Genomic DNA, 21011 nt, shown 5'->3' on the forward strand with positions numbered 1-21011 from the left:
GGGGCGCCCCCCCCGGCGGCCCCCCACCTCGACGTTCGACGGGACGGGGCCGGTCAGGACCCTGACTGCGTGCTTCCCGCGATCACCGCGGACGGTGACGGCCGGCGGCTGACGCGCTTGTGCTCGGTCGCCTGGTGGGAGAACTGCGTGTGGTAGAGATCGGCGTAGAGTCCTGCCTCCGCCAGCAGTTCGTCGTGGGTGCCGCTCTCGCAGATCCGTCCGTCCTCGACGACCAGGATCTGGTCGGCCTCACGGATGGTGGACAGCCGGTGGGCGATCACCAGCGAGGTGCGGCCGGCGAGGGCGGTCTTGAGCGCCTGCTGGATCGCCGCCTCCGACTCCGAGTCCAGATGGGCGGTCGCCTCGTCGAGCACGACGATCGGCGGAGCCTTGAGCAGCAACCGGGCCAGCGCTATCCGCTGCTTCTCGCCGCCGGAGAGCCGGTAGCCCCGGTCACCGACGACCGTGTCGAGGCCCTCGGGGAGCGCGCTGATGGTGTCCCACATCAGCGCCGCCCTGCACGCCTCGATCAGCTCCGATTCGTCGGCCCCAGGACGGGCGTAGGCCAGGTTGGCGCGGAGGGTGTCGTGGAAGAGGTGGGACTCCTGAGTGACGACACCGACGTTCTCGCGCAGTGAGGCGAGGGTCAGTTCGCGGATGTCGTGGCCGCCGATGCGGACGGTGCCCGCGTTCGGATCGTACATACGGGGCACCAGCTGGGTGATGGTCGTCTTGCCGGCCCCCGACGGGCCGACCAGCGCGGTGAGTTTCCCGGCCGGAGCGCGGAAGCTCAGCTCGTGGAGGATCTCCTGGGGGACCGCGTCCGACCGTTCGTGCTTGCGGCTCGCGGCGGCCTCCAGCGACGCCATCGACACCTCGTCGGCGCTGGGGTACCGGAAGGAAACCGCTTCGAACTCGATGTCCGGCGCGGACGCAGGCTGCCCCTTGCCGCCCTCGGCGCCGGCTTCGAGGCGCAGCGCCTTGGCGCCGGGGCGCTCGGTGATCAGCGGCTTGAGATCGAGAACCTCGAAGACCCGGTCGAAGCTGACCAGGGCGACCGTGGCGGTCGCCTGCATGGTCGACAGTTCGTTGACCGGGCCGTACAGCCGCATCAGCAGGGCCACCATCGCCACGAGCGTGCCGAACTCGATGGCACCGTCGATGGTGAGGGCGCCGCCCAGGCCGTAGACCAGGGCCGTGGTGAACGTCGTGAGAATGGTGACGATGATGGGCAGCAGCCGACCCCAGACGACCAACTTGACCGCGAGATCGCGGACTTGGGCGGCCTTGCCGGCGAACAGCTCCTCCTCGTCCTGGGGGCGCCCGTACAGTTTGGCCAGCATGGCGCCCGACACGTTGAAGCGCTCGGTCATCATCGAGCTCATCTCGGCGTCCTGCTCCATCAGCGATCTGGTGATGCGCTGCATACGACGCGTCAGCAGACGTGCGGGGATCAGGAACAGCGGAATCATCACCAGAGCCGCCACGGTGATCTGCCAGGAGAGGTAGAACATCGCGCCGAGGACCAGGACCAGGGTCAGAACCGTGGAGACGGCCTGGGTGAGCAGGGTGGTCACGGCCTGCCGGGCGCCGGCGACGTCCGTGTTCAGCCTGCTGATCAGCTTGCCGGTCTGCGTGCGGGTGAAGAACGCCAGTGGCTGCTGCTGCACATGTGCGAACACCTGGGTGCGCAGTTCGTAGACGACTCCTTCACCCACCCGGCCCGAGCAGCGGCTCTGGACGTAGACGACCCCGGCGCTCACCAGGGCGAGCCCTGCCAGCGCCAGGCTGAGCCACACGACGACGTGGAGGTGCCCGGGCAGGATGCCGTGATCGATGATGTACTTGAGGATCAGCGGACTGGCGGCCGCGATGCAGGCGTCGACGGCGGTCACGGTCAGCAACAGCGCGACCTGCCAGCGGTATGGCCGGGCGTACGGGAGGATTCGCCGTACCGTTCCCGGTCTGACCTGCTGGCGCTGGATCGACTCGTCGCCCGGCCGCAGCCGTATCGGGCCCATGGACGGGCGGTTTAGCACGGTCACGGAAACTGCCTCGCTCTCTGTTCTTCTCGCATCGCCACATCGGGTGGAGAGAAGACATCGGGTCAACATCCGGCGACCAGGACCGGAATTCTGCGGTGTGCTGAATCGCCGTCGCAGCATTCCATGAAGAGAAAACCGTGGCATCCACGATGCATTGCACGGTCGCCCCGATCAATACCGGACGGACCGCTCATCCGGCCCTTTGCGGGCTGCTCGGCCAACACTCCGGGCAGGGTGCCGAACTCGGAGACAGAGATCGCGGCGCTTTTTTGGGAGGCGCGGAATGGCGTCACGCGCGTGAGGGCCCCGAAGAGGCCGGCGGGTAGTAAGTGGCGGGTGAGACGGGGGGAGTTGGAGCTCCCCCCGGGCACCTTCGATCAGCCCTCGGTCCAGCCGTGGTTCTTGGCGGACTGGAGCAATCCCGCTCGGATCTGCACGATCTGATCCCCTGTCAGTGACGGAGCGGTCGACAGGAGCACCTCGGTCACCTCGTGCAGGTACTCGTTCGCGGCGAGCACGTCGCACAGGGAGTCGTCACCGTCCGCCTGCCTGGCCGGCTCCGACGCCAGGGCCGCGGCGGCGCCGACGGGCGTCTGGAAGGCCGGAGACTTGGCGTCGGCCCCGTCCACCAGCCGGACCGCCGAGGCCTTGAGTCCGCGGTCACCCTCCTCCACCTCGAACTGGACCGAGAGGCCCGAGCGGAGATAGTGCTCGGGGATCAGGAGATCGTTCACGTGCAGGAAGACGTCGTCCCCTCCGTGATCGGGAGCGATGAAACCAAAACCCCGCACACTGTCGAACCGCACCACACGACCGGTAACCATGCCCACCAACCCCTTGCCCACCGGGCCCCTTGCCCGGATCAGCGTCATGCTGCAGAAGATAGGACAGGGGCGCCCGTGGAGGCGAGCGCACCGGCGGGCCGTCCTCACGGGCCCGCCGTCGGTCGCTCATCCGCGACCTGGACGGAGACCTGGACACAGCCCAGGACGGAGGCCTGGACGGAGGCCTGGACGGAGGCCTGGAACGGCGGTCGAACAGGGCGTTCAACCGCCGCCGTGCCGCACTTGAACGCCTTCTCGCGGCGTCGGCGGATTGGTCTTGGCCAGTTGCCGGAACCGCACGCCGGATGTAGGTTCGAATGCAGTTTCGGGCGTTCTGGAGGAGTGGCGGTGAGTTGATGAAACCGCTGCCGGTGTACTGGTCGCGAGTTCGACAGCATTGAGTCCGCATTTCCCTCACTGCCCGGCGGTCGCAGATTTTCTGCCGAAAGTCGTCGTCAAGAACAAGACGTTTCGTCAGTGGGGGAGCGGGAAATGAAGCGTAGCGCTGTCGACTCGAGGTATCCAGAATCCTCCGGAGACAGAGACGACTCGGCCTGGCCCGCCGCGGCTCCCGCGCCGGCCGTGCGCGGGGTCACGTCCGTTCCGGTCGCTTCGCTCCTTCCCGCGGACTCCCCGCGTCTCGAAGGCCAGGCCGCGGAGCACGTGGCCCGGTTGGCGGCGGTGGAGACCCCGCTCCCTCCCATCCTGGTGGACCGGCGCAGCATGCGCGTGATCGACGGGATGCACCGGCTGGCGGCCGCCTTCCGCAAGGGCGAGGCGACCATCCTCGTCGAGTTCTTCGACGGCACCGCCGAGGAGGCGTTCCTGCGGGCCGTCGAGGCGAACGTGACCCACGGCCTCCCGCTGTCGAAGGAGGACCGCCGGGCCGCGACCGAGCGCATCATCGCCTCGCACCCTGCGATGTCGGACCGGGCGATCGCCCGGGTCGCGGGCCTGGGAGCCAAGACGGTCGCCGCCATCCGGCGCAACTCGGCAGGCGGGAATGCCCAGTTGAGCGCACGCATCGGCCGGGACGGCAAAGTGCGCCCCCTCAACAGCGCCGAGGGCCGCGAGCGGGCCGCCAGGCTGATCGCCGAGCGCCCGCAGGCGTCGTTGCGTGAGATCGCGAGGCTCGCCGGAGTCTCGCCCGCGACGGTGAGCGACGTCCGCAGACGACTCCTGGCCGGTGAGCCGCCCGTCCCGGAGCAGACGTCGCAGCCGGCACCGCCCGCCGACGAGCGGCCGGAAACCGACGCGGTGAAGCCGATCCTGCCCGGGCCCGCCACGCCGGAGGGACCACGGCAGCCGGCGCGGGGCAGCCGGCTGCCGGTCCCCGATCCCGCCGCCCTGCTCGACAGGTTGCTCAGCGATCCTTCGCTGCGGCACAGGGAGGAGGACCGGCGCCTGTTCCGGGTACTTCAGCGCAACGCCATCGAGGAGCGGGGCTGGTCCAGGCTGGCCGCCGCGGTGCCGTCGCACTGCGGGGACCTCGTCGTCGACCTCGCCCGCCAGTACGCCGAGACCTGGCTGGAGGTCGCGCAGGAACTCGACGAGAGCGCTGAGTGAGGACGCGCGGGAACCGGTGCGGGAGTCCCTACGAGACCTGACGAGTCCTGACGTGCTCTGACGTGCCCTCGTGGGGGCGGCGACACCTCTTGGCGGGCCTCCTGAGTGGCGAGCTACCCCCTGGCTCCCCTGCGCGACGAACAACCCTGACCCCCTGCGCGGCGAACACCCCACACTCCTTGTGCGCCGCGGACGCCCCGTCTCCTCGTGCGCCTCGCTCAGGCGCGCCCGAGGACGACGACGGCGTTGTGCCCGCCGAAGCCGAACGAGTTGCTCACCGCCACGGTGACCGGGGCGGACCTCGGACCGCCGTGCACGATGTCGAGGTCGGCGATGTCGGCCCCCGGCTCAACGAAGTTGGCGGTGGGCGGCACGACACCCTGTTCGACGGACAAGGCCGTGAACACCGCCTCTGCGGCGCCGCCCGCTCCCAGCATGTGCCCCGTCACTCCCTTCGTGGAGGTGACCGCCGTGTGCGGGCCGAAGACGTCGTGGATGAGGCGTGCCTCGATGGCGTCGCCCAGCGGCGTGCCCGTCGCATGTGCGTTGACCAGTGCCACGTCCGACGCGGCCACCCCGGCGTCCGCCATCGCGCTCCGCATGGCGAGCCGCGCGCCCTTCCCGTCCGGATCGGGCGAGGTGAGGTGGTGGGCGTCCGTGGACTCGCCGTACCCGAGGAGCGTCGCGTACGGGCGTCGGCCACGGGCCCGCGCGTCCGCCGCGCGCTCCAGCACGAGCACCGCGGCCCCTTCCGCCAGTACGAAGCCGTCACGCTGCCGGTCGAACGGCCGGGAGGCCGACGACGGTTCGTCGCGGCGCCGGGACAGCGCCTTGAGCCGGTCGAAGGCGCCGGACAGGAGCGGGGTGACAGCGGCGTCCGTGCCACCGGCCAGTACGACGTCGCAGCGGCCGGCGCGCAACAGGTCGAGGGCGAAACCCAGCGCCGTGGTGCCCGACGCGCACGCGGTGGACACGGCGAGCGTGGGCCCGTGCAGGCCGAGGTCCAGGGCCACCGTGGCCGCGGCCATGTTCCCGATGGCCTTGGGGACGGTCAGCGGATTGACCGCACGCGGCCCCGTGTTCCGCAGCCGCGCCGACTGCTCCAGCCAGGTTTCCAGGCCGCCGACGGCGGTACCGATCAACACCCCGACCCTGGCCGGGTCCCAGTGCCCGCCGTCCGCCGCCGCGTCCGCCACGGCTTCGCGGGCCGCTGCGACGGCGTACTGCGTGAACGGATCCATCCGGCGCGCATCGGTCCCCAGGACCGCGTCCGTGTCGAACGCCGACACCGCGCAGCTGAAATCGACGGCCATGCCGTCGAGCCGGGCGTCGGGAGCCGCCGTGGGCAGCCCGGCACAGGCCGCCTTCCACGCCGTCGCCGTGTCCGTACCGGCGGGCGACACGATCCCGAGACCCGTGATCACCACATCCGGGTGCTGCTGTCTTCGTCCGTTCATGCCGGTACGACCGCCCCACGAGCGTCCAGCAGCCCCGCCAGCTCGGTCACGGTGGTGGAACCGGTCAGCTCCTCCTCCTCGACCGTCACGCCGAGTTCCTCCTCCAGATGCGCGCCGAGCTCCGCCAGAGACAGCGAGTCCACATCCAGTTCCGTGAACGACTTGTCGGGGTCGATGACTCCGGGGACCTTGTAGACGGTGCCGAGGAGGGTGGTGAGGTAGTCGATGAACACAGATGGCTCCTTCTTTCAGACCTCTGAGGTGACGGCGGTCAGATGTGGCCAGATCAGTCCCGTGGAGGCCCAGCTGAGGCCGCCGCCGAAGGCGGTCAGCACGGTGCGGGCCCCGGGTTTCAGCCGGTGGCCGGCCACCGCGCCGGCCAGGGCCAGCGGGATGGAGGCGGCCGCGGTGTTGCCGGTGTGCGCGAGTACGCAGAGCACGCGTTCCGGCGGGAGTCCGAGCCGGCCGGCCAAGGCCTCGATGATGCGTGCGTTCGCCTGGTGCGGTACGAGCATGCCGAGGGCTCCGGGGCTCCAGCCGCAGTCCTTCATGACTCGGCGGGCCGACTCCGCCATGCGGTCGACGGCCTGCAGATACACCTTCCGCCCGGACATGGTGAACCAGCGCTGCCCGGTGCCCTGTTCGCGGGCGCCGGGGATCCGGATCAGGTCCGCGCCCGTGCCGTCGCTGCCCAGGTCGTGGGCGAGGAGCGCCCCGGGTTCGCCGGTCGCACCGGAGCGCAGCACGACCGCCCCGGCCCCGTCGCCGAAGAGGACGGCCGTGGACCGGTCCGCCGGGTCGACGATGCGTGAGTACGTCTCCGCCGCCACGACCAGGACGCTGTCCACGGTCCCGGCAGTGATCAGTGCACCGGCCGTCGTCAGCGCGTACAGGAACCCGCTGCAGACGGCTGAGACGTCGAACGCGAGGACATGCCCCAGTCCCGTGCGGGACGCGATCTCGGGGGCCGCGGAGGGGCAGGGGCGCTCCGGTGTCGTCGTGGCGAAGACGAGGCCGTCGACGGTGTCGGTCCCTGCCGACCGCAGTGCGTTTCCGGCGGCCTCGCAGGCCAGGTCGAGCACCGACAGCCCCGGGTCGATGCGTCGGCGGGACCGGATTCCGGTACGGGTGCGAATCCATTCGTCACTGGTGTCCAGGCCTTCCGCCAATGAGGTGTTGTGGACCGCTCTCGACGGAAGGCAGGCTCCCAGTCCGGAGATCACGGCCGCGGCCCGGGGTTCGGAATCCATCCGGGCACCGATGTCGAGGCGTGACGCGCTCATACAGCCGCCTCCCGAAGTGCGTGCACGATCGGCACGGCAGTTCCGTGGCATGAGGTGATGTGAATCGTCCGGCGACGGTATCCATTTCCGGATCCGGGCACAACCGTGGCCGGAAATGGTCTTCACTGATCGCCGGAACGGAATTTCGGCATCACCTTCCAGAGGTGATCACTGCTGTGAAATCGCAGGTGAGAAGGGGTGAGTTGTTCAACTGGTGCGGCGGCGCAGTTGAACGATGGGTGTGGTGCTGCCGCTGATTGATTAGCCTCCAACCGTTGCTGATCGGGGGATGGCCCTGACCGGCCGGCTGATGTGACTACCTCGGAAGGGACGGCGTGGTGACGAATCCATTCGACGACCCCGATGCCAACTACTATGTCTTGGTCAATGAGGAGGGACAGCACTCCCTCTGGCCGGTCTTCGTGGATGTGCCGGACGGCTGGAAGACGGTGTTCGGTGAGGCGGGCCGCACGGAATGCCTCGACTACATCGAGAGGGCCTGGACCGATATGCGTCCCAAGAGTCTGATCGAGGCCATGGAGAAGAAGTAGGCATTCGAAAGGCCTGTGCCCTCGGCCCGACGTCCACGTCGGGCCGAGGGCACAGGCATGTGTGCGCCGCCTTGCCGCCGAGTCGTGCTGCTGGGCGGTCTTTCAGTCCGCCGGGTGAGGCGGGGGTACGGCCGCGCCGGCCTGCCGCAGGAGGGCGGGCAGGGTGTCCGCCATCCGCTCCATCGTCTGGTCCAGGACGAAGTGACCGGCGTCGATGTGATGGAGGGAGAACGCGGTGCTCGTCTCCTCGCGCCAGGCCGCCAGGTCCTCGAAGCTCACGAAGGGATCGTGCCGGCCGCCCACCGCCGTGATCGGCACGTCTAGGGGTGTCGCCTGCCGGGGCGCTCCCTCCTCGGCGATACGGAAGTCGGCGCGGAGCGTCGGCTCGAAGACGTCCATGATCTCGGGGTCGTCGAGCACGGACGTGTCGATCCCGCCGTAGCGCGCGACACGTTCGAAGAACGCCTCCCGCGGCAGCAGATGGATCGACTCCGAGGAGTGCCGGACGGGCCCCGCGATGGAGGAGACGAACAGCGCGGCAGGAAGCCGCTCCCGTGCCTCGCGGATGCGGCGGGCCAGTTCCAGCGCGACGACGCTGCCGGAGCAGTGCCCGAGGAACACGAAAGGCCGGTCGGTCAGCGGCGCGACCACGGGTTCGAGCGCGTCCACCAGCTGGTGGAGGTCGTCGAAAGGCCGCTCGTCGATCCGGTTCTCCCGCCCCGGGTAGCGCACGGCGCACAGTTCGGCCTCGGGCAGCAGGCGCCTCGCCCACGGGGTGAACGCGGCCGCCCCGGCGCCCGCGTGCGGGAAGCAGAACACCCTGATGCCCGGATCCTCGTTCCGCCTGGGACGGACGACCCACCGCTTGGCGGACAGCAGGGCCCGCGGGTCCGGTGCTGGTGGTGGTGCCGGTACCGGTGGCGGTGCGGGTGTGGCTGCGGGTGCGGGAGAAACATCCGTCATCTCAGGCCACCCGCCATGCGAAGACGGTGTGCAGATCAGTGGTGCGGTACTCCGCCGCCTGCCGGACGAAGGTGGTCATGCCCTGGCTCTGCAGGAGCGAGACCACCGCATCGAGCGCCCCGCCCCGATCGGCGACCTCCACGGCGGCGTTGGCGATCCCCGGCCACAGACGGTCGCCGATGCCCCGCAGCACCCGGAGTTCGAAGCCCTCCACGTCGACCTTGAGGAAGTCGACCCGGTCGATGCCGGCCTGCCCGGCGAACGTCTCCACGCGCCGCACGTCACAGCGCACCAGGCGCCGTTCGTCGAGGCTGTCCTCCACCAGATCCTTCGCCTCCTGGATGAACTCATCCCGGAGCTCCTCGTCTAGCGAGTCGGCGGCACTGGTGATGAACGCCGAGGCGAGCACCCTGTCGACCGCCGGGTCGGCGTCGAAGCCCGACATCATACTGTAGTTCGGGTAGTAGGTGAGCTCGCGCGACTGGTCCTCGTCACCCAGGGCCAGATTGTGGACGCGCACACCGGGAAGGTGGCCCGTGTTCCGCCGGAGGGCGTCGAAGACGTCGGGTGCCGGTTCGAAGGAGAACACTTGCGCGTCGGGCCACCGCTGCGTCGCGAAGAGCGTGAACAGCCCTATGTTGGCGCCGACATCGAGAACCACCGGCTTCTCGGACATGCGCCAGCCCTGCGGTGGGACGTAGGACTCGTCGTCGAAGATCTCGCCGTACAGGTAATCCGTCTCGTTGCCGTTGAGACTGAAGACGTGCATCCCGTTCGGGAGCTTTCTCCTGACCGGAGCCGTGGGAGTTCCTCCACCTGCTGTCATCGCACCGAGATTAGGGTCCCGCCGACTCCGGCACCGGCAGTACGGGAGGCGATCCCTGAGGCAGTTTCCCCGGGCACCGGGCCGCACCACCGGGGAAAGGGCGGTATGCGCGCTGCCTACGAGTCGCCGCCCGAACTGCCGTTCAGCGTGCGCGGGGCCTCGTACCGTACTCGGGTGATTCGGCGACGCTAAGGAGCGCACCCATGGTGAGGGCACAGCAGCACGCCGTCCGGCTCCGCCTGGGTGATCCCGCCCAGGCAGAACTCCTGAGGGAGCGTTTCCCGGGCGTCGGCGACGTGCCGGACCTCCGCGTCGTGGACGTACCTCCGGTGATGGGAGACCCCGGCGCCCCGGACGTGTGGTGCGGGGAAGCGGCGCGAGTGGGAGACGGAGTGCACGCGCTGCTGCTCCGCCATCCGGACGGATCGGCCGACCTGGTCGTCGTGGCCCCCCGCGCCGTGCTGGACACGGCCGGACTGCGGCGCCTGGTCTCCGAGCTGGCCGACGGGGACCAGGAGGCGGTGAGGGCGGAGTTCAAGCGCATCGCCGACAGCCCCGTGGGCACGCCCACGACCCGGAACGGCGCCCCTCCCGGCTGGGGATTCGGCGAGGGTGACGGCGACCGGTCCGCCACGGCCTGGGCGGCCCTGCCGTCCGGTGCGCCGGCCGACGACATGAGACTGCGCACCGCTCTGGCCGTGACGCTGCGACGCTACGCGGACGACGGCACCGATGAGATCGTCCTCGGCTCCGACGAGGGCGCCGTGGCCGTACGGGTGAACGGCACCCTCGACGAGGTGTACCGGCAGCCGCATCCGTGCGTGGACGCTCCGGTGGTGGCCGGCACACTGCCCGGCGGCGACGGGGAACCGCTGCGCGAGGGCGAGGCCTACCTCCCCTCACTCGCGCCGGTGTTCCCCCTGACGTTCTCCCTCGTCCGCCGTGCGGACCGCAGGCTGTGGCTGCGCTGCGACCACCTGCTGAGTCACGCCGGTCCCACGACCGGTGCGCAACTGGCCCGGCACGTGGCCCATGTGTACGGGCGGTCGTCGACGGCACCGCGGACTCCTGCCGCCGACGTCGAGCTGTTCGACGACGAGGAACGCGACCGCATCGTGCGCCTGGGCAGTTCCCTGCCCGCGCCGCCTGTCCCGGCGGAAACCGTGCACGGGGCATTCGCCCGGGTCGTGGCCTCCGCTCCCGATGCCGTCGCGGTCTGCGACGACGACGTGCGGCTCACCTACGCGCAACTCGACGACCTGGCGGACATGTTCGCGGCGGGTCTGCGCGCGCGCGGGATCCGCCCCGGGGACCGTGTCGGAGTCTGTCTGGACCGGTCGGCGGAACTGGTCGCCGTGCTGCTCGGCGTGCTCAAGGCCGGCGCCGTCTACGTCCCGGCCGACCCCGCGTACCCGGCTGAACGGGTCGGCCACATGATGGAGACCTCGGCGGCACACCTGCTGGTGACCCGCCGCCCCGACCTCCCGCAACAGGGCGAGAACCGCCTGGCGACCCCTGACCGGCTGCTCGAGGACGACCACGCGCCCGGCGCACAGCACGGCAGGGGGGACGATGACACCGCCTACGTGATCTACACGTCCGGTTCCACTGGGCGGCCCAAGGGCGTCGCCGTACCCCACGGCAACGTGCTGAGTCTGGTGCAGGCGACCCGCGCCGACTTCGGCCTGGGGGCGTCGGACGTGTGGACGTTCTTCCACTCGAGCGCCTTCGACTTCTCGGTGTGGGAGATGTGGGGCTGTCTGCTGACCGGCGGCCGCCTGGTGGTCGTGCCGCACCTCACCTCACGCGAACCCGACCGGTTCCGCGACCTCATGATCGCCCACGGGGTCACGGTGCTCAGCCAGACGCCCTCGGCCCTCGCCAACCTCTTGTCCGTCGACTACGCGGGCCTCGCCGTGCGGCTGGTGATCCTGGGCGGTGAACCACTGGACGCCAGGATGCTGCTGCCGTGGTTCGACGCGTACCCCGACGACCGGTGCCGGGTGGTGAACATGTTCGGCATCACCGAGACCACCGTGCACGTCACGGCGCAGACCGTGACGCGTGACCTGGCGCTCGGCGCGACGCGCTCGGTGGGCGCACCGCTGCCCGGATGGCACGTCTACGTGCTGGACCCCGAGGGGCGGCTGCTGCCGCCCGGTGTCGCGGGCGAGATCTGCGTCGGTGGCGCCGGCGTCGCCCACGGCTACGTCGGCCGGCCGGACCTGACCGCCGAACGGTTCCTGCCCGACCCGTACCACGGCGGCCGCATGTACCGCAGCGGCGACCGGGGACGGCTGCGGCCGGACGGTGCACTGGAACACCTGGGACGCCTGGACAACCAGGTGAAGATACGGGGGTTCCGGATCGAACTGGACGAGATCCGCACGGTGTTGCTGGAGAACGAAGCCGTGCGGGCCGCAGCGGTCGTCGTGGGCTCCACGGCCGGGGGCGGCTCGTCCGCTCTGCGCCTCGACGCCTACGTCGTGCTGGACGGCGGTGATGTGCGGGGCGTTCGCGAACACGCCGCCGCCGTCCTGCCCGACTACATGGTTCCGGCCACGGTGACCGAGGTGGACGCCCTGCCGTTGACGACGAGCGGCAAGGTGGATGTCGCGCGTCTGCCTTCCCCCGAGATCACCACGAGGGCCGCCGATGACGCCACCCCGACGGCGGACGACGAACTGGCCACCCGGCTCCAGGAGTTGTGGTCACGGCTCCTGGGCTTCCCGGTCGGTCTCGACGACGACTTCTTCGAGGCCGGCGGGAACTCCATGGCCGCGGTGAAGAGCTCCGCGGCGATGCGGGCCGAGGGGATTCCCACCCTCCGCCTGCGCGAGTTCTACCGCAACCCGACCATCCGCCAGGTGGTGGCGGCCCTCAAGGCGGCGGACCGCTGACAGGCGGCGCACGGCCCCGGCGGTCCCCGCCGGCGGCCGGCGCCGCTCACGACGTCAGCGGCTGGACGTCACGAAGCCCGCCCCAGGAGACGGTCACACCGCAGGGAGGGGAGGAAGGTGCGAGCTCGGAGTGCACGAGGTGGCGCACCAGGTTGAGCACCACGAACCGCTGCGCGTTCCCGTGCGAGGACGCGACGCGGCGTACGAGACCGCGTGTGCGCAACGCGTGCACGGCGCTCTCCGCATCCGTGACGGAACCGGCGAGCAGCGTGACGGCGTCGCTCACCGTCCAGGGCCGCGAGTCGACCAGCCTGCGCAGGGCGTCGAGCTGGAACGGCGGAAGCGACGCGAGGACGTCACGCATCCACACGATGAGCGGGACATCGGTCCGGGACGGAGACATCACCAGCCGTGCCGGGGACGCCTGCGCCATGCGCAGGAGTTCCGTGGGCTCGTAGATGAGCAGCCAGGAGGCGGCCGACTCGAGCGCCGACGGAATCCCGTCGAGAAGCCAGCAGACGCCGGCGATCGCGACCACTGTCTCCGGGGACGACACCGCCGCCGGGTAGAGCAGGGCGCAGCGCGACAGCATGTACCGCGTCACGGGGGAGTCGACGGCGCGTGCCGCATCGCCTGTGCGGGAGTCCCATTCCGGGACATCGAGGGGGAAGAGCGTGAAGGTGATCTCCCCGGCGCGTCCCGGCGCGACGTCGCAGGACTCCATCAGCACCCGCAGACTGCGGCAGAGCCGCAGCAGCGCCCGCAGGTCCCGGTGATCCCGGTCGTCGAGGTCACGGTCGTCGACGACGAGGAGGGCGTCATCCGCGGCGAGGTGGCCGGCCACCTCGTCCACCGTGGCGGCACAGCCGACCACGTCCGCGACGCGGCTCACCAGCCGGCGCGCACAACCGTGCGGGCTGCTGCCGGGCAGCGCCTCAGGACGCTCCAGGAAGATCACCGGAACGAGCCGGGTCCGGTGCAGTTCGCTCGCGACGTACTGGACCAGCGTCGTCTTGCCCACCCCGGGCGCGCCCACCACCCGGACCAGCCGGTGACCGGTGGACCGCAGCAGTCCGATGAGCGAGGACGTCTCCTCCTCGCGGGCAAGGGGCGGGGACAGGGGAGCCGGGGGTGCCGGCAGGTCGTCGTGGAGCGACCGCACCGCCGTAGGCCCGGCGGCGGCTTCCAGTTCCGCACGCCGTGCTCCGTTCAACCGCAGGGCATCGGCCAGCAACCGGACGGTCTGCAGACGCGGGCTGCCGGTACGGTCGAGTTCGAGGTCGCGAATGGCGCGGATACTCACCGTCGAGATCTCGGCGAGCTGCCCCTGTGTCATACCCGCCCGCTTTCGCGCGCTTCGCAACACGGAACCGAACGGTGTCTTCGATATGCGATCGACGCTCAATGCCCCCCGCTCTCTGTGCTATTGGGCACGGCTCATCCGCCCTACCGTACGCAAGCACGACTTCCGGTGTCAGCGGGAGCACGCCCCCATCGGACCGGCAGCCGTTCAAGTGAGGCGCCGACTCAGTTGAACACGCGGAGCGCCGACCTGGACCGTCTTCGAGAGGTACTGCCACCATGGGGCGCGCCGTGGCCAGGCAGCCGGCTACCGGTCACTGGGCGAGTGGCCGCGCCGATCATGTCCGTGTCCTGATTCGCCCCGCCGACGGCCGGAAGGGACGAGCACGTCGCACTCGGCGGAATTCCCGACCGCATGGTGGGGAATTCCGGGCGCAGTACCCGGGGGGGGTGCTGAACAGCATCCCCTCGCAGCTTTGTCATTGAGGACTGGACGGTAATTCAGCATGCCTCGACGGCGGCTGCTCTTCGCTGCTCCAGTCGATGATTCGGATCGGTTGGGGTGTGCAGGGATGGCTGCAACTGTTGGTGGACACCGGGAACTCACGGCCGGTCAGCTCGCTGTCTGGTACGCGCAGCAACTCGACCCCGAGAACCCGGTCTACAACGTCGGCGAGTACGTGGAGATACGCGGCCCCCTCGACGTGGACCTGCTCACTCGAGCCCTGCGCCGCACGATGGACGACGCCGAGACGGCGCGGCTGCGCTTCCGGCTGGTGGACGGCGTTCCGCGACAGCACCTCGGTGACGCGGACGACCACCCCGTCGAGATCCTGGACCTCACCGCGGAGCCCGATCCCCGCGCGGCCGCCGAGGCGTGGATGCTGGGCCGGATGCGCCTGCCGATGGACGTCCTCGACGGGCCTCTCACCCGCTATGCCGTGATCAAGGTCGGCCCGGACCGCCACTACTGGATGCACTGCGCTCACCACCTCGTGATGGACGGACACAGCGGCCGGCTGTTCGCCGACCGGCTGGCGCACAACTACACGGCCCTCGCGGAAGGCCGCGATCCTCGGCAGGACCGGACCATGGAGCCGATCGCGGTACTCCTGGACGAGGACCGCGCCTACCGTTCTTCCCCGGCCCTGGCGGAGGACAGGGCGTACTGGACGGGCGCGCTGTCGGACCTCCCGCACACGAGACGGTCCGAGGGACACAGGCCCCGGCAGCTCCCCCGGACGCCGGTACGGCACCGGGGCGAGATCGACGCCGAGGACAGCGCCGGCCTCAAGCGGGGCGCGCGGCGGCTGAGGACCACCCTGGCCGGTCTGACGATCGCCGCCGCTGCCCTCTACCACCACCGCACGACCGACGCGCGGGACATCGTCGTCGGGGTCCCCGTCGTCGGGCGTTCCGGACGCCGGGCGCTCGCGGTCCCCGGCATGACGTCGAACATCCTCCCCATCCGGGTCTCCGTCGGCGCGTCGACCACGGTGGGGAACCTCCTGCGGCAGATCACCGCACAGGTGCGTGCCGCGACCCGGCACCAGCGCTACCGCTACGAGGACATGCTGCGCGACCTGAAGCTCCTCGGTGGCGTTCCGCTCTGCGACCTGATCGTCAACGTCATGTCGTTCGACTACCGGCTCGGCTTCGGCGACTGCACGGCGACCACCCGCAACCTCGCCAACGGCCCCATCGACACACTGAGCTTCGACGTCTACGACCGGCTGGACGGCACCGGCCTCCAGATGGACGTCGACGTGCACCGCGGCGCGCGCGACCTGGAGCCGGAAGAGCAGATCTGCCCCCGCTTCCGCCGGATCCTGCAGAGCCTCGCCACTGCCGAGCACACCGACCCCCTCGGCCGGATCGACGTCCTGTCGGAGCAGGAGCGGGCGCGCGTCCTCGTCGAGTGGAACGACACGGTCTCCGAGGCGGTGACGGAGCCGTCGCCGGCGCAGCTGTGGGAGGCGCGGGCGGCCCGCACGCCGGACGCGATCGCCGGAGGCACCGGCATGTCCGTCGCCGAGCTGGACGGGCGGGCCGATCGGCTGGCGCGCCATCTGGCCGAGCAGGGGGTGGGCCCGGAGTCCGTGGTCGGGCTGTGCACGTCACGCGGCACGGACACGATCGTGGCGACCCTGGCGGTATGGAAGGCCGGCGGCGCCACACTGCCGGTCGACCCGGCCCTGCCGGCCGGGCAAGTCGCCCGGCTGCTCGCCGACACCGGCACGGAACTCGTCCTCACCGGCCCGGGCGACCGGCCGCCGGTTCCGCCGTCGAGCCGGGTACGAGCGGTCGCCCTGGACGATCCGTCACTGACGGAACCGCTGGACGGGCCGCGCACCGGGCCGTTGGGCCTCCGTGTCCCGAGCCGGACCCTCGCACAGGTGATCCCCGCGACGGACGCGACGGGACACCCGGCGTGCGTGGGGATCACCCATGGCGCGCTGGCCAACTATGTCGCGTGGGCGGCGGACGCGTATGCGACGGCGAACGGGGCCGGCGTACCTCCGCAGGCGGCGGCACCGGTCGACGGGACCCTGCTGAGCGCGCTGCTGGCGTCGACGACGACCGGGGCCGAGGTGCCGGACAGCGGCGACGCCCCGCCCCGGTGGGGGAGCGACGGCACCGGCGCCGACGCGCTGGTGGCCTGCTGCGTCCACGAGACGGCGGGCACCGGCGAAGCGCGGGACGGCTCGGTCCGGCGCGGGCGACCGGTCGCGAACAACCGGGTCTACGTGCTCGACGCCGGGCTCCGCCCCGTCGCGCCGGGCGTACCGGGTGAGCTGTACCTGGCCGGTGCCGGGGTGGCGCGCGGGGTCCTGGGCCGGGCCGGGGCGACGGCGGAGCGGTTCGTCGCCGACCCGTTCGCGGCGGACGGGTCGCGCATGTACCGGGCCGGCATGCGGGTGCGCTGGACCACCGGTGGTGAGCTGGAGTTCCCCGCCCGGGTAGCCGAGGCGGAACAGTTCGGACAGAACCCGCCTGCACCCGAGCAGCCCACGGGCGCGGACACGGGACGAGACTCGGCCCACGCCCGTGAAGAGGCCCTGTGCGCGCTGTTCGCCGAGGTCCTGGACCTGGAGAGCGTGGACGCCGCCGACGACTTCTTCGACCTGGGCGGCCATTCACTGCTGGCGACACAGCTCGTCAGCCGCATCCGCAGCATGCTGAACGTCGAACTGCCGATGCGGGCCGTGTTCGAGACGCCGACCGTCGCGGGACTCGCGGACAGACTGGCGGGCGCGGACCAGGCTCGCGTGGTGCTCGCCCGACGGGAACGCCCCGAGCGGGTGCCGCTGTCGTTCGCGCAGCGCCGGCTGTGGTTCCTGAGCCGGCTGGAGGGCCCCAGCGCCACCTACAACACCCCGATCGTGCTGAGGCTGTCCGGCCGGCTGGACTCCGCGGCCCTGAACGCCGCCATGCGTGACGTGCTGGACCGCCACGAGGCGCTCCGCACGATCCTGCCGTCCGAGGACGGAGAGCCGTACCAGGCGGTCCTCGGCATGGGGGACCTCGACTGGGAGCTGACGGAGGTCACCGTCCGGGATTCCGGCCGCGCCTACGAGCAACTCTCACAGATGACCGACCTGCCCGGACTGGCCGCGTCCGCCGAGGGGACCCTCTCGGAGCTGGCGGGTGCCGTCGTGGGAGCCGCCGGCCATGTCTTCGACCTGTCGGCAGAAGTCCCCGTGAGGGCCTGGCTGTTCCACACCGACCGCCCGGACGAGCACGTGCTGGTGGTGCTGGTGCACCACATCGCCGGTGACGGCTGGTCCATGGGACCGCTGGCCCGGGACATCTCCACGGCCTACTCGGCGCGCTGCGAGGGCCGGGCACCCGGGTGGGACGAGCTGCCCGTGCAGTACGCCGACTACGCCCTGTGGCAGAGGGAGTTGCTGGGATCGGACGGTGACCCGAGGAGCCTGCTGTCGCGCCAGGTGGCGTACTGGCGTGACGCACTCGCGGGCGCGCCGGAGGAGCTGCACCTGCCGGCGGACCGGCCACGCCCGGCGGTGGCGACTCACCGCGGACGCACGGCCGCCTTCGGCGTCTCCGCAGAGGTGCACGCGCGCCTGCTGGACCTGGCCCGCGCGGAGGGCGTGACACCGTTCATGGTGCTGCACGGCGCCCTGGCGGTACTGCTGTCCCGCCTGGGAGCAGGCGTGGACATCCCCATCGGGTCGGCGGTGGCGGGGCGCACCGACGAGGCGCTCGACGACCTGGTCGGCTGCTTCGTCAACACCCTGGTGCTGCGCACCGACCTGTCCGGTGACCCGGCGTTCACCGAGGTGCTGCGCCGCGTGCGGGAAGCGGGCCTGGGGGCCTTCGAGCATCAGGACGTGCCGTTCGAGCGGCTGGTGGAGGAGCTGGCTCCGCAGCGTTCCCTCGCCCGCCACCCCCTCTTCCAAGTCGTCCTCACCATGAACGACATCGCCGACGGGCTGATGGAACTGCCGGGGCTGCGCGCGGAGATGATGTCGACCGCCCGGCCCGCGGCCAAGTTCGACCTGGACGTCATGGCGGGTGAGGCGTTCGACGACGCGGGGGCACCGGCCGGCATCCGGGGCGCGCTGACCGCGGCGGTGGACCTGTTCGACGAGGGTGCCGCCCAGCGGATCGCGGACCGGTTCGTCCGTGCGCTCGAGGAACTGGTCACGGCTCCCGAGACGCGACTGAGCCAGGTCGGGGTGCTGTCAGCGGCCGAACGCGCTCAGGTCCTGACCGCGTGGAACGACACGGCGACCGAGTCGGCGGGCGAGCTGGTGCCCGAGCTGTTCGCAGCGCAGGCGGCGCGGACGGCGGACGCCACGGCCGTCGTCTCGTCCGGCGGTTCGGTGTCGTACGCGGAACTGGACGGAAGGGCGAACCGGCTGGCGCACTACCTGCGGGCCCAGGGCGTGGGCACGGACTCGGTGGTGGGCCTGTGCCTGCCGCGGGGCGTGGAGACCGTCACCGGAATGCTGGCGGTGTGGAAGGCGGGCGCGGCCTACCTGCCGATCGACCCCGGCCAGCCCGCGGAACGGATCGCGTTCATGCTCGGCGACAGCCGCGCCGTGCTGACGCTGACCACGGAGGAGATCCTGGAGGAACTCCCGGCGGGACGGCACCGTCTGGTCGCGGTGGACGGCATCATGGTGGCGGCCCAGCTCACCTCCGCGCCCCACACGGCACCCGACGTCGACCTGTGGGCGCAACAGGTGGCCTACGTGATGTACACGTCGGGGTCGACCGGGCGCCCCAAGGGTGTGGCCGTCACCCACGGTGCTCTGGCCAACTATGTGACCTCGGTGCCGGCCCGGGTGGGCTTCGGCACGCCGGGCGGCCGCTACGCGGTACTCCAGGCGCAGGCCACGGACCTGGGGAACACCGTGGTGTTCGCGTCCCTGACCACAGGAGGCGAACTCCACGTCCTGGACGCCGAGACGGTCACCGACCCGATCGCCGTCGCGGCATACCTCGCGGAGCACCGGATCGACTTCCTGAAGGCAGTCCCCTCACACGTGGCCGCGCTCGGCCCCGACGGCGCACTGCCCGCCCGGGCACTGGTCCTCGGCGGTGAAGCGGCCTCGCCCGCTCTCGTGGGCGACCTCCTGGCCACGGCCGGCGACCGGGCCGTCTTCAACCACTACGGGCCCACGGAGACGACGATCGGCGTCGCCACCACCCGCCTGACCCCGGACCAGGCGGCCTCCGGAGTGATACCGGTGGGCACCCCGACGGCCAACACCCGGCTGTACGTACTGGACGCCACGCTGGAGCCGGTCCCACCGGGCGTGGTGGGGGAGCTGTACGTCGCAGGCGCGCAACTGGCGCGCGGCTACACGGGGCAGCCGGGGCTGACCGCCGAACGCTTCGTGGCATGCCCGTTCGCCGGCGGCGAGCGGATGTACCGCACGGGGGACCGCGCCCGCTGGACCCCTGACGGCCAGGTCGTCTTCGCCGGCCGGGTCGACGAACAGACCAAGATCCGCGGCTTCCGCCTCGAGCCAGGTGAGGTCCAGGCGGTACTGGACGCCCACCCGCAGACCAGCCGAGCAGCGGTCGTCGCCCGGGAGGACATCCCCGGGGAGGTGCGCCTGGTCGCGTACGTCGTCACCGATGACGAGGACACCGATCGCACGGCCCTCGCCGCCTCACTGCGCGCGTACGCCGGTGAACGGCTGCCGGAGCACATGGTGCCGGCGGCGGTGGTGGTCCTGGAGACGCTGCCGCTGACCGGCAACGGCAAGCTCGACCGCTCGGCCCTGCCGGCCCCCGACTACGCCGCGGCGGCCGCACGATCGCGCCGCGGACCGGCCGATCTCCGGGAGGAGATCCTCTGCGGCGCGTTCGCCGAGGTCCTGGGCCTGGAGAGCGTCGGCGTCGACGACGACTTCTTCGAGCTGGGCGGGCATTCGCTGCTGGCCACGCGACTCGTGAGCCGGATCCGCACCGTACTCGGCGTGGAGATGGAGATCAGGACGCTCTTCGACGCCCCGACTCCGGCCGGTGTGGCCGCAGGACTGGCCGGAGCGGGTGCGGCCCGTGCGGCATTGGCCGAGAGGCGAAGGCCGGAGCGGCTGCCCCTGTCGTACGGGCAGCGCCGGCTGTGGTTCATCGGTCAGCTGGAGGGCCCCAGCCAGACCTACAACAGCCCGGTCGTCGTACGCCTCACAGGGGAGCTGGACCGGCAGGCCCTCGCCCAGGCGCTGACGGACGTCATCGGGCGGCACGAAGTGCTGCGGACGGTGTTCCCCGTGGCCGACGGGGAGCCCTACCAGCAGATCGTTCCCGTCGACGAGCTCGACTGGGACCTCAGCGTGGTCGAAGTGCGGCAGGGGGAGCAGCCACAGCGAGACGGCCGCCCGCTCGACCTCGGCGATCTGTCACTGACCGAACCGGTGATCGACCTGCCGACGATCGAACCGGCTCCCGACCTTCCGTCCGGTGAGATCGCCCCGGGCGACCTGACGGCGGCGATGACCCGAGCCGCCGGCTACGCCTTCGACCTGTCCGTCGAGACGCCCGTACGCGCATGGTTGTTCGGGGTGGGCCGCGACGAGCACGTGCTGGTGCTGGTGGTGCACCACATCGCCGGTGACGGCTGGTCGATGGGTCCGCTGGCGCGGGATGTGTCGGTGGCGTACGCGGCGCGGTGTGAGGGTCGGGAGCCCGGGTGGGATGCGTTGCCGGTGCAGTATGCGGATTATGCGTTGTGGCAGCGGGAGTTGCTGGGGTCGGAGGAGGACGCGGGCAGTTTGATGTCGCGTCAGGTGGGGTTCTGGCGTGAGGCGTTGGCGGG

12 protein-coding genes are annotated in these 21011 nt (G+C 71.0%); 4 read left to right on the plus strand and 8 right to left on the minus strand.

Translation table 11 applies throughout. From position 1 onward, the window contains the following. Nucleotides 1-53: 53 nt before the first annotated feature. Together AB0937_RS38090 and AB0937_RS38095 are read right to left on the minus strand one after the other, a co-directional pair. Nucleotides 54-2021 (minus strand): ABC transporter ATP-binding protein, encoded by a 1968-nt coding sequence (locus AB0937_RS38090; RefSeq protein ID WP_366718736.1) that lies wholly within the window; start codon nucleotides 2019-2021, stop codon nucleotides 54-56. A 401-nt stretch (nucleotides 2022-2422) separates the two neighbouring features. Further along, entirely contained in the window at nucleotides 2423-2869 is a 447-nt protein-coding gene (locus AB0937_RS38095; RefSeq protein ID WP_366718738.1) for a cold shock domain-containing protein, read from the minus strand. 492 nt (nucleotides 2870-3361) lie between these two features. Here AB0937_RS38095 and AB0937_RS38100 point away from each other — a divergent pair, with 492 nt between their 5' ends. Then, complete coding sequence (locus AB0937_RS38100; protein ID WP_366718740.1) at nucleotides 3362-4435, plus strand: transcriptional regulator; 1074 nt, start codon at nucleotides 3362-3364, stop codon at nucleotides 4433-4435. Nucleotides 4436-4653: 218 nt separating this feature from the next. On the opposite strand, the gene AB0937_RS38105 is transcribed toward AB0937_RS38100, so the two are convergent. From AB0937_RS38105 to AB0937_RS38115, 3 genes are read right to left on the minus strand one after another with little or no spacing between them, the layout of a single operon-like run. Further along, nucleotides 4654-5892 (minus strand): beta-ketoacyl-[acyl-carrier-protein] synthase family protein, encoded by a 1239-nt coding sequence (locus AB0937_RS38105; RefSeq protein WP_366718742.1) that lies wholly within the window; start codon nucleotides 5890-5892, stop codon nucleotides 4654-4656. After that, nucleotides 5889-6125, minus strand: a complete 237-nt coding sequence (locus AB0937_RS38110) for an acyl carrier protein (RefSeq protein ID WP_366718744.1) — start codon at nucleotides 6123-6125, stop codon at nucleotides 5889-5891. Before AB0937_RS38110 ends, AB0937_RS38105 begins: the two co-directional genes overlap by 4 nt. Before the next feature lie 15 nt (nucleotides 6126-6140). Then, nucleotides 6141-7175, minus strand: a complete 1035-nt coding sequence (locus AB0937_RS38115; RefSeq protein WP_366718746.1) for a beta-ketoacyl-ACP synthase III — start codon at nucleotides 7173-7175, stop codon at nucleotides 6141-6143. Nucleotides 7176-7513: 338 nt separating this feature from the next. On the opposite strand from AB0937_RS38115, the gene AB0937_RS38120 reads away from it, so the two are divergent. Continuing rightward, nucleotides 7514-7726: an MbtH family protein gene (locus AB0937_RS38120; RefSeq protein ID WP_361123665.1), complete on the plus strand. Its 213-nt coding sequence runs from the start codon at nucleotides 7514-7516 to the stop codon at nucleotides 7724-7726. A 102-nt stretch (nucleotides 7727-7828) separates the two neighbouring features. On the opposite strand, the gene AB0937_RS38125 is transcribed toward AB0937_RS38120, so the two are convergent. Then, nucleotides 7829-8689 carry an alpha/beta fold hydrolase gene (locus tag AB0937_RS38125; protein WP_366718749.1) on the minus strand — a complete coding sequence of 287 codons (861 nt, stop codon included), beginning with the start codon at nucleotides 8687-8689 and terminating at the stop codon, nucleotides 7829-7831. Nucleotide 8690: 1 nt separating this feature from the next. Then, nucleotides 8691-9458 carry an FkbM family methyltransferase gene (locus AB0937_RS38130; RefSeq protein WP_366718751.1) on the minus strand — a complete coding sequence of 256 codons (768 nt, stop codon included), beginning with the start codon at nucleotides 9456-9458 and terminating at the stop codon, nucleotides 8691-8693. Between the two features lie 260 nt (nucleotides 9459-9718). Here AB0937_RS38130 and AB0937_RS38135 point away from each other — a divergent pair, with 260 nt between their 5' ends. Continuing rightward, entirely contained in the window at nucleotides 9719-12415 is a 2697-nt protein-coding gene (locus AB0937_RS38135) for a non-ribosomal peptide synthetase (protein ID WP_366718753.1), read from the plus strand. A gap of 46 nt (nucleotides 12416-12461) precedes the next feature. Here the strand turns inward: AB0937_RS38135 and AB0937_RS38140 are convergent, their stop codons facing one another. Next, a complete protein-coding gene (locus AB0937_RS38140; RefSeq protein WP_366718755.1) occupies nucleotides 12462-13781 on the minus strand; it encodes a helix-turn-helix domain-containing protein in 1320 nt (439 codons plus the stop codon). Nucleotides 13782-14289: 508 nt separating this feature from the next. Here AB0937_RS38140 and AB0937_RS38145 point away from each other — a divergent pair. Next, nucleotides 14290-21011 (plus strand): amino acid adenylation domain-containing protein (locus AB0937_RS38145; RefSeq protein ID WP_366718757.1); only part of this gene is annotated, 6722 nt, incomplete at its 3' end.

Origin of the sequence: Streptomyces sp. NPDC047880, from assembly GCF_040706515.1 — a bacterium.
In the GTDB taxonomy this organism is placed as follows: Bacteria; Actinomycetota; Actinomycetes; order Streptomycetales; family Streptomycetaceae; genus Streptomyces.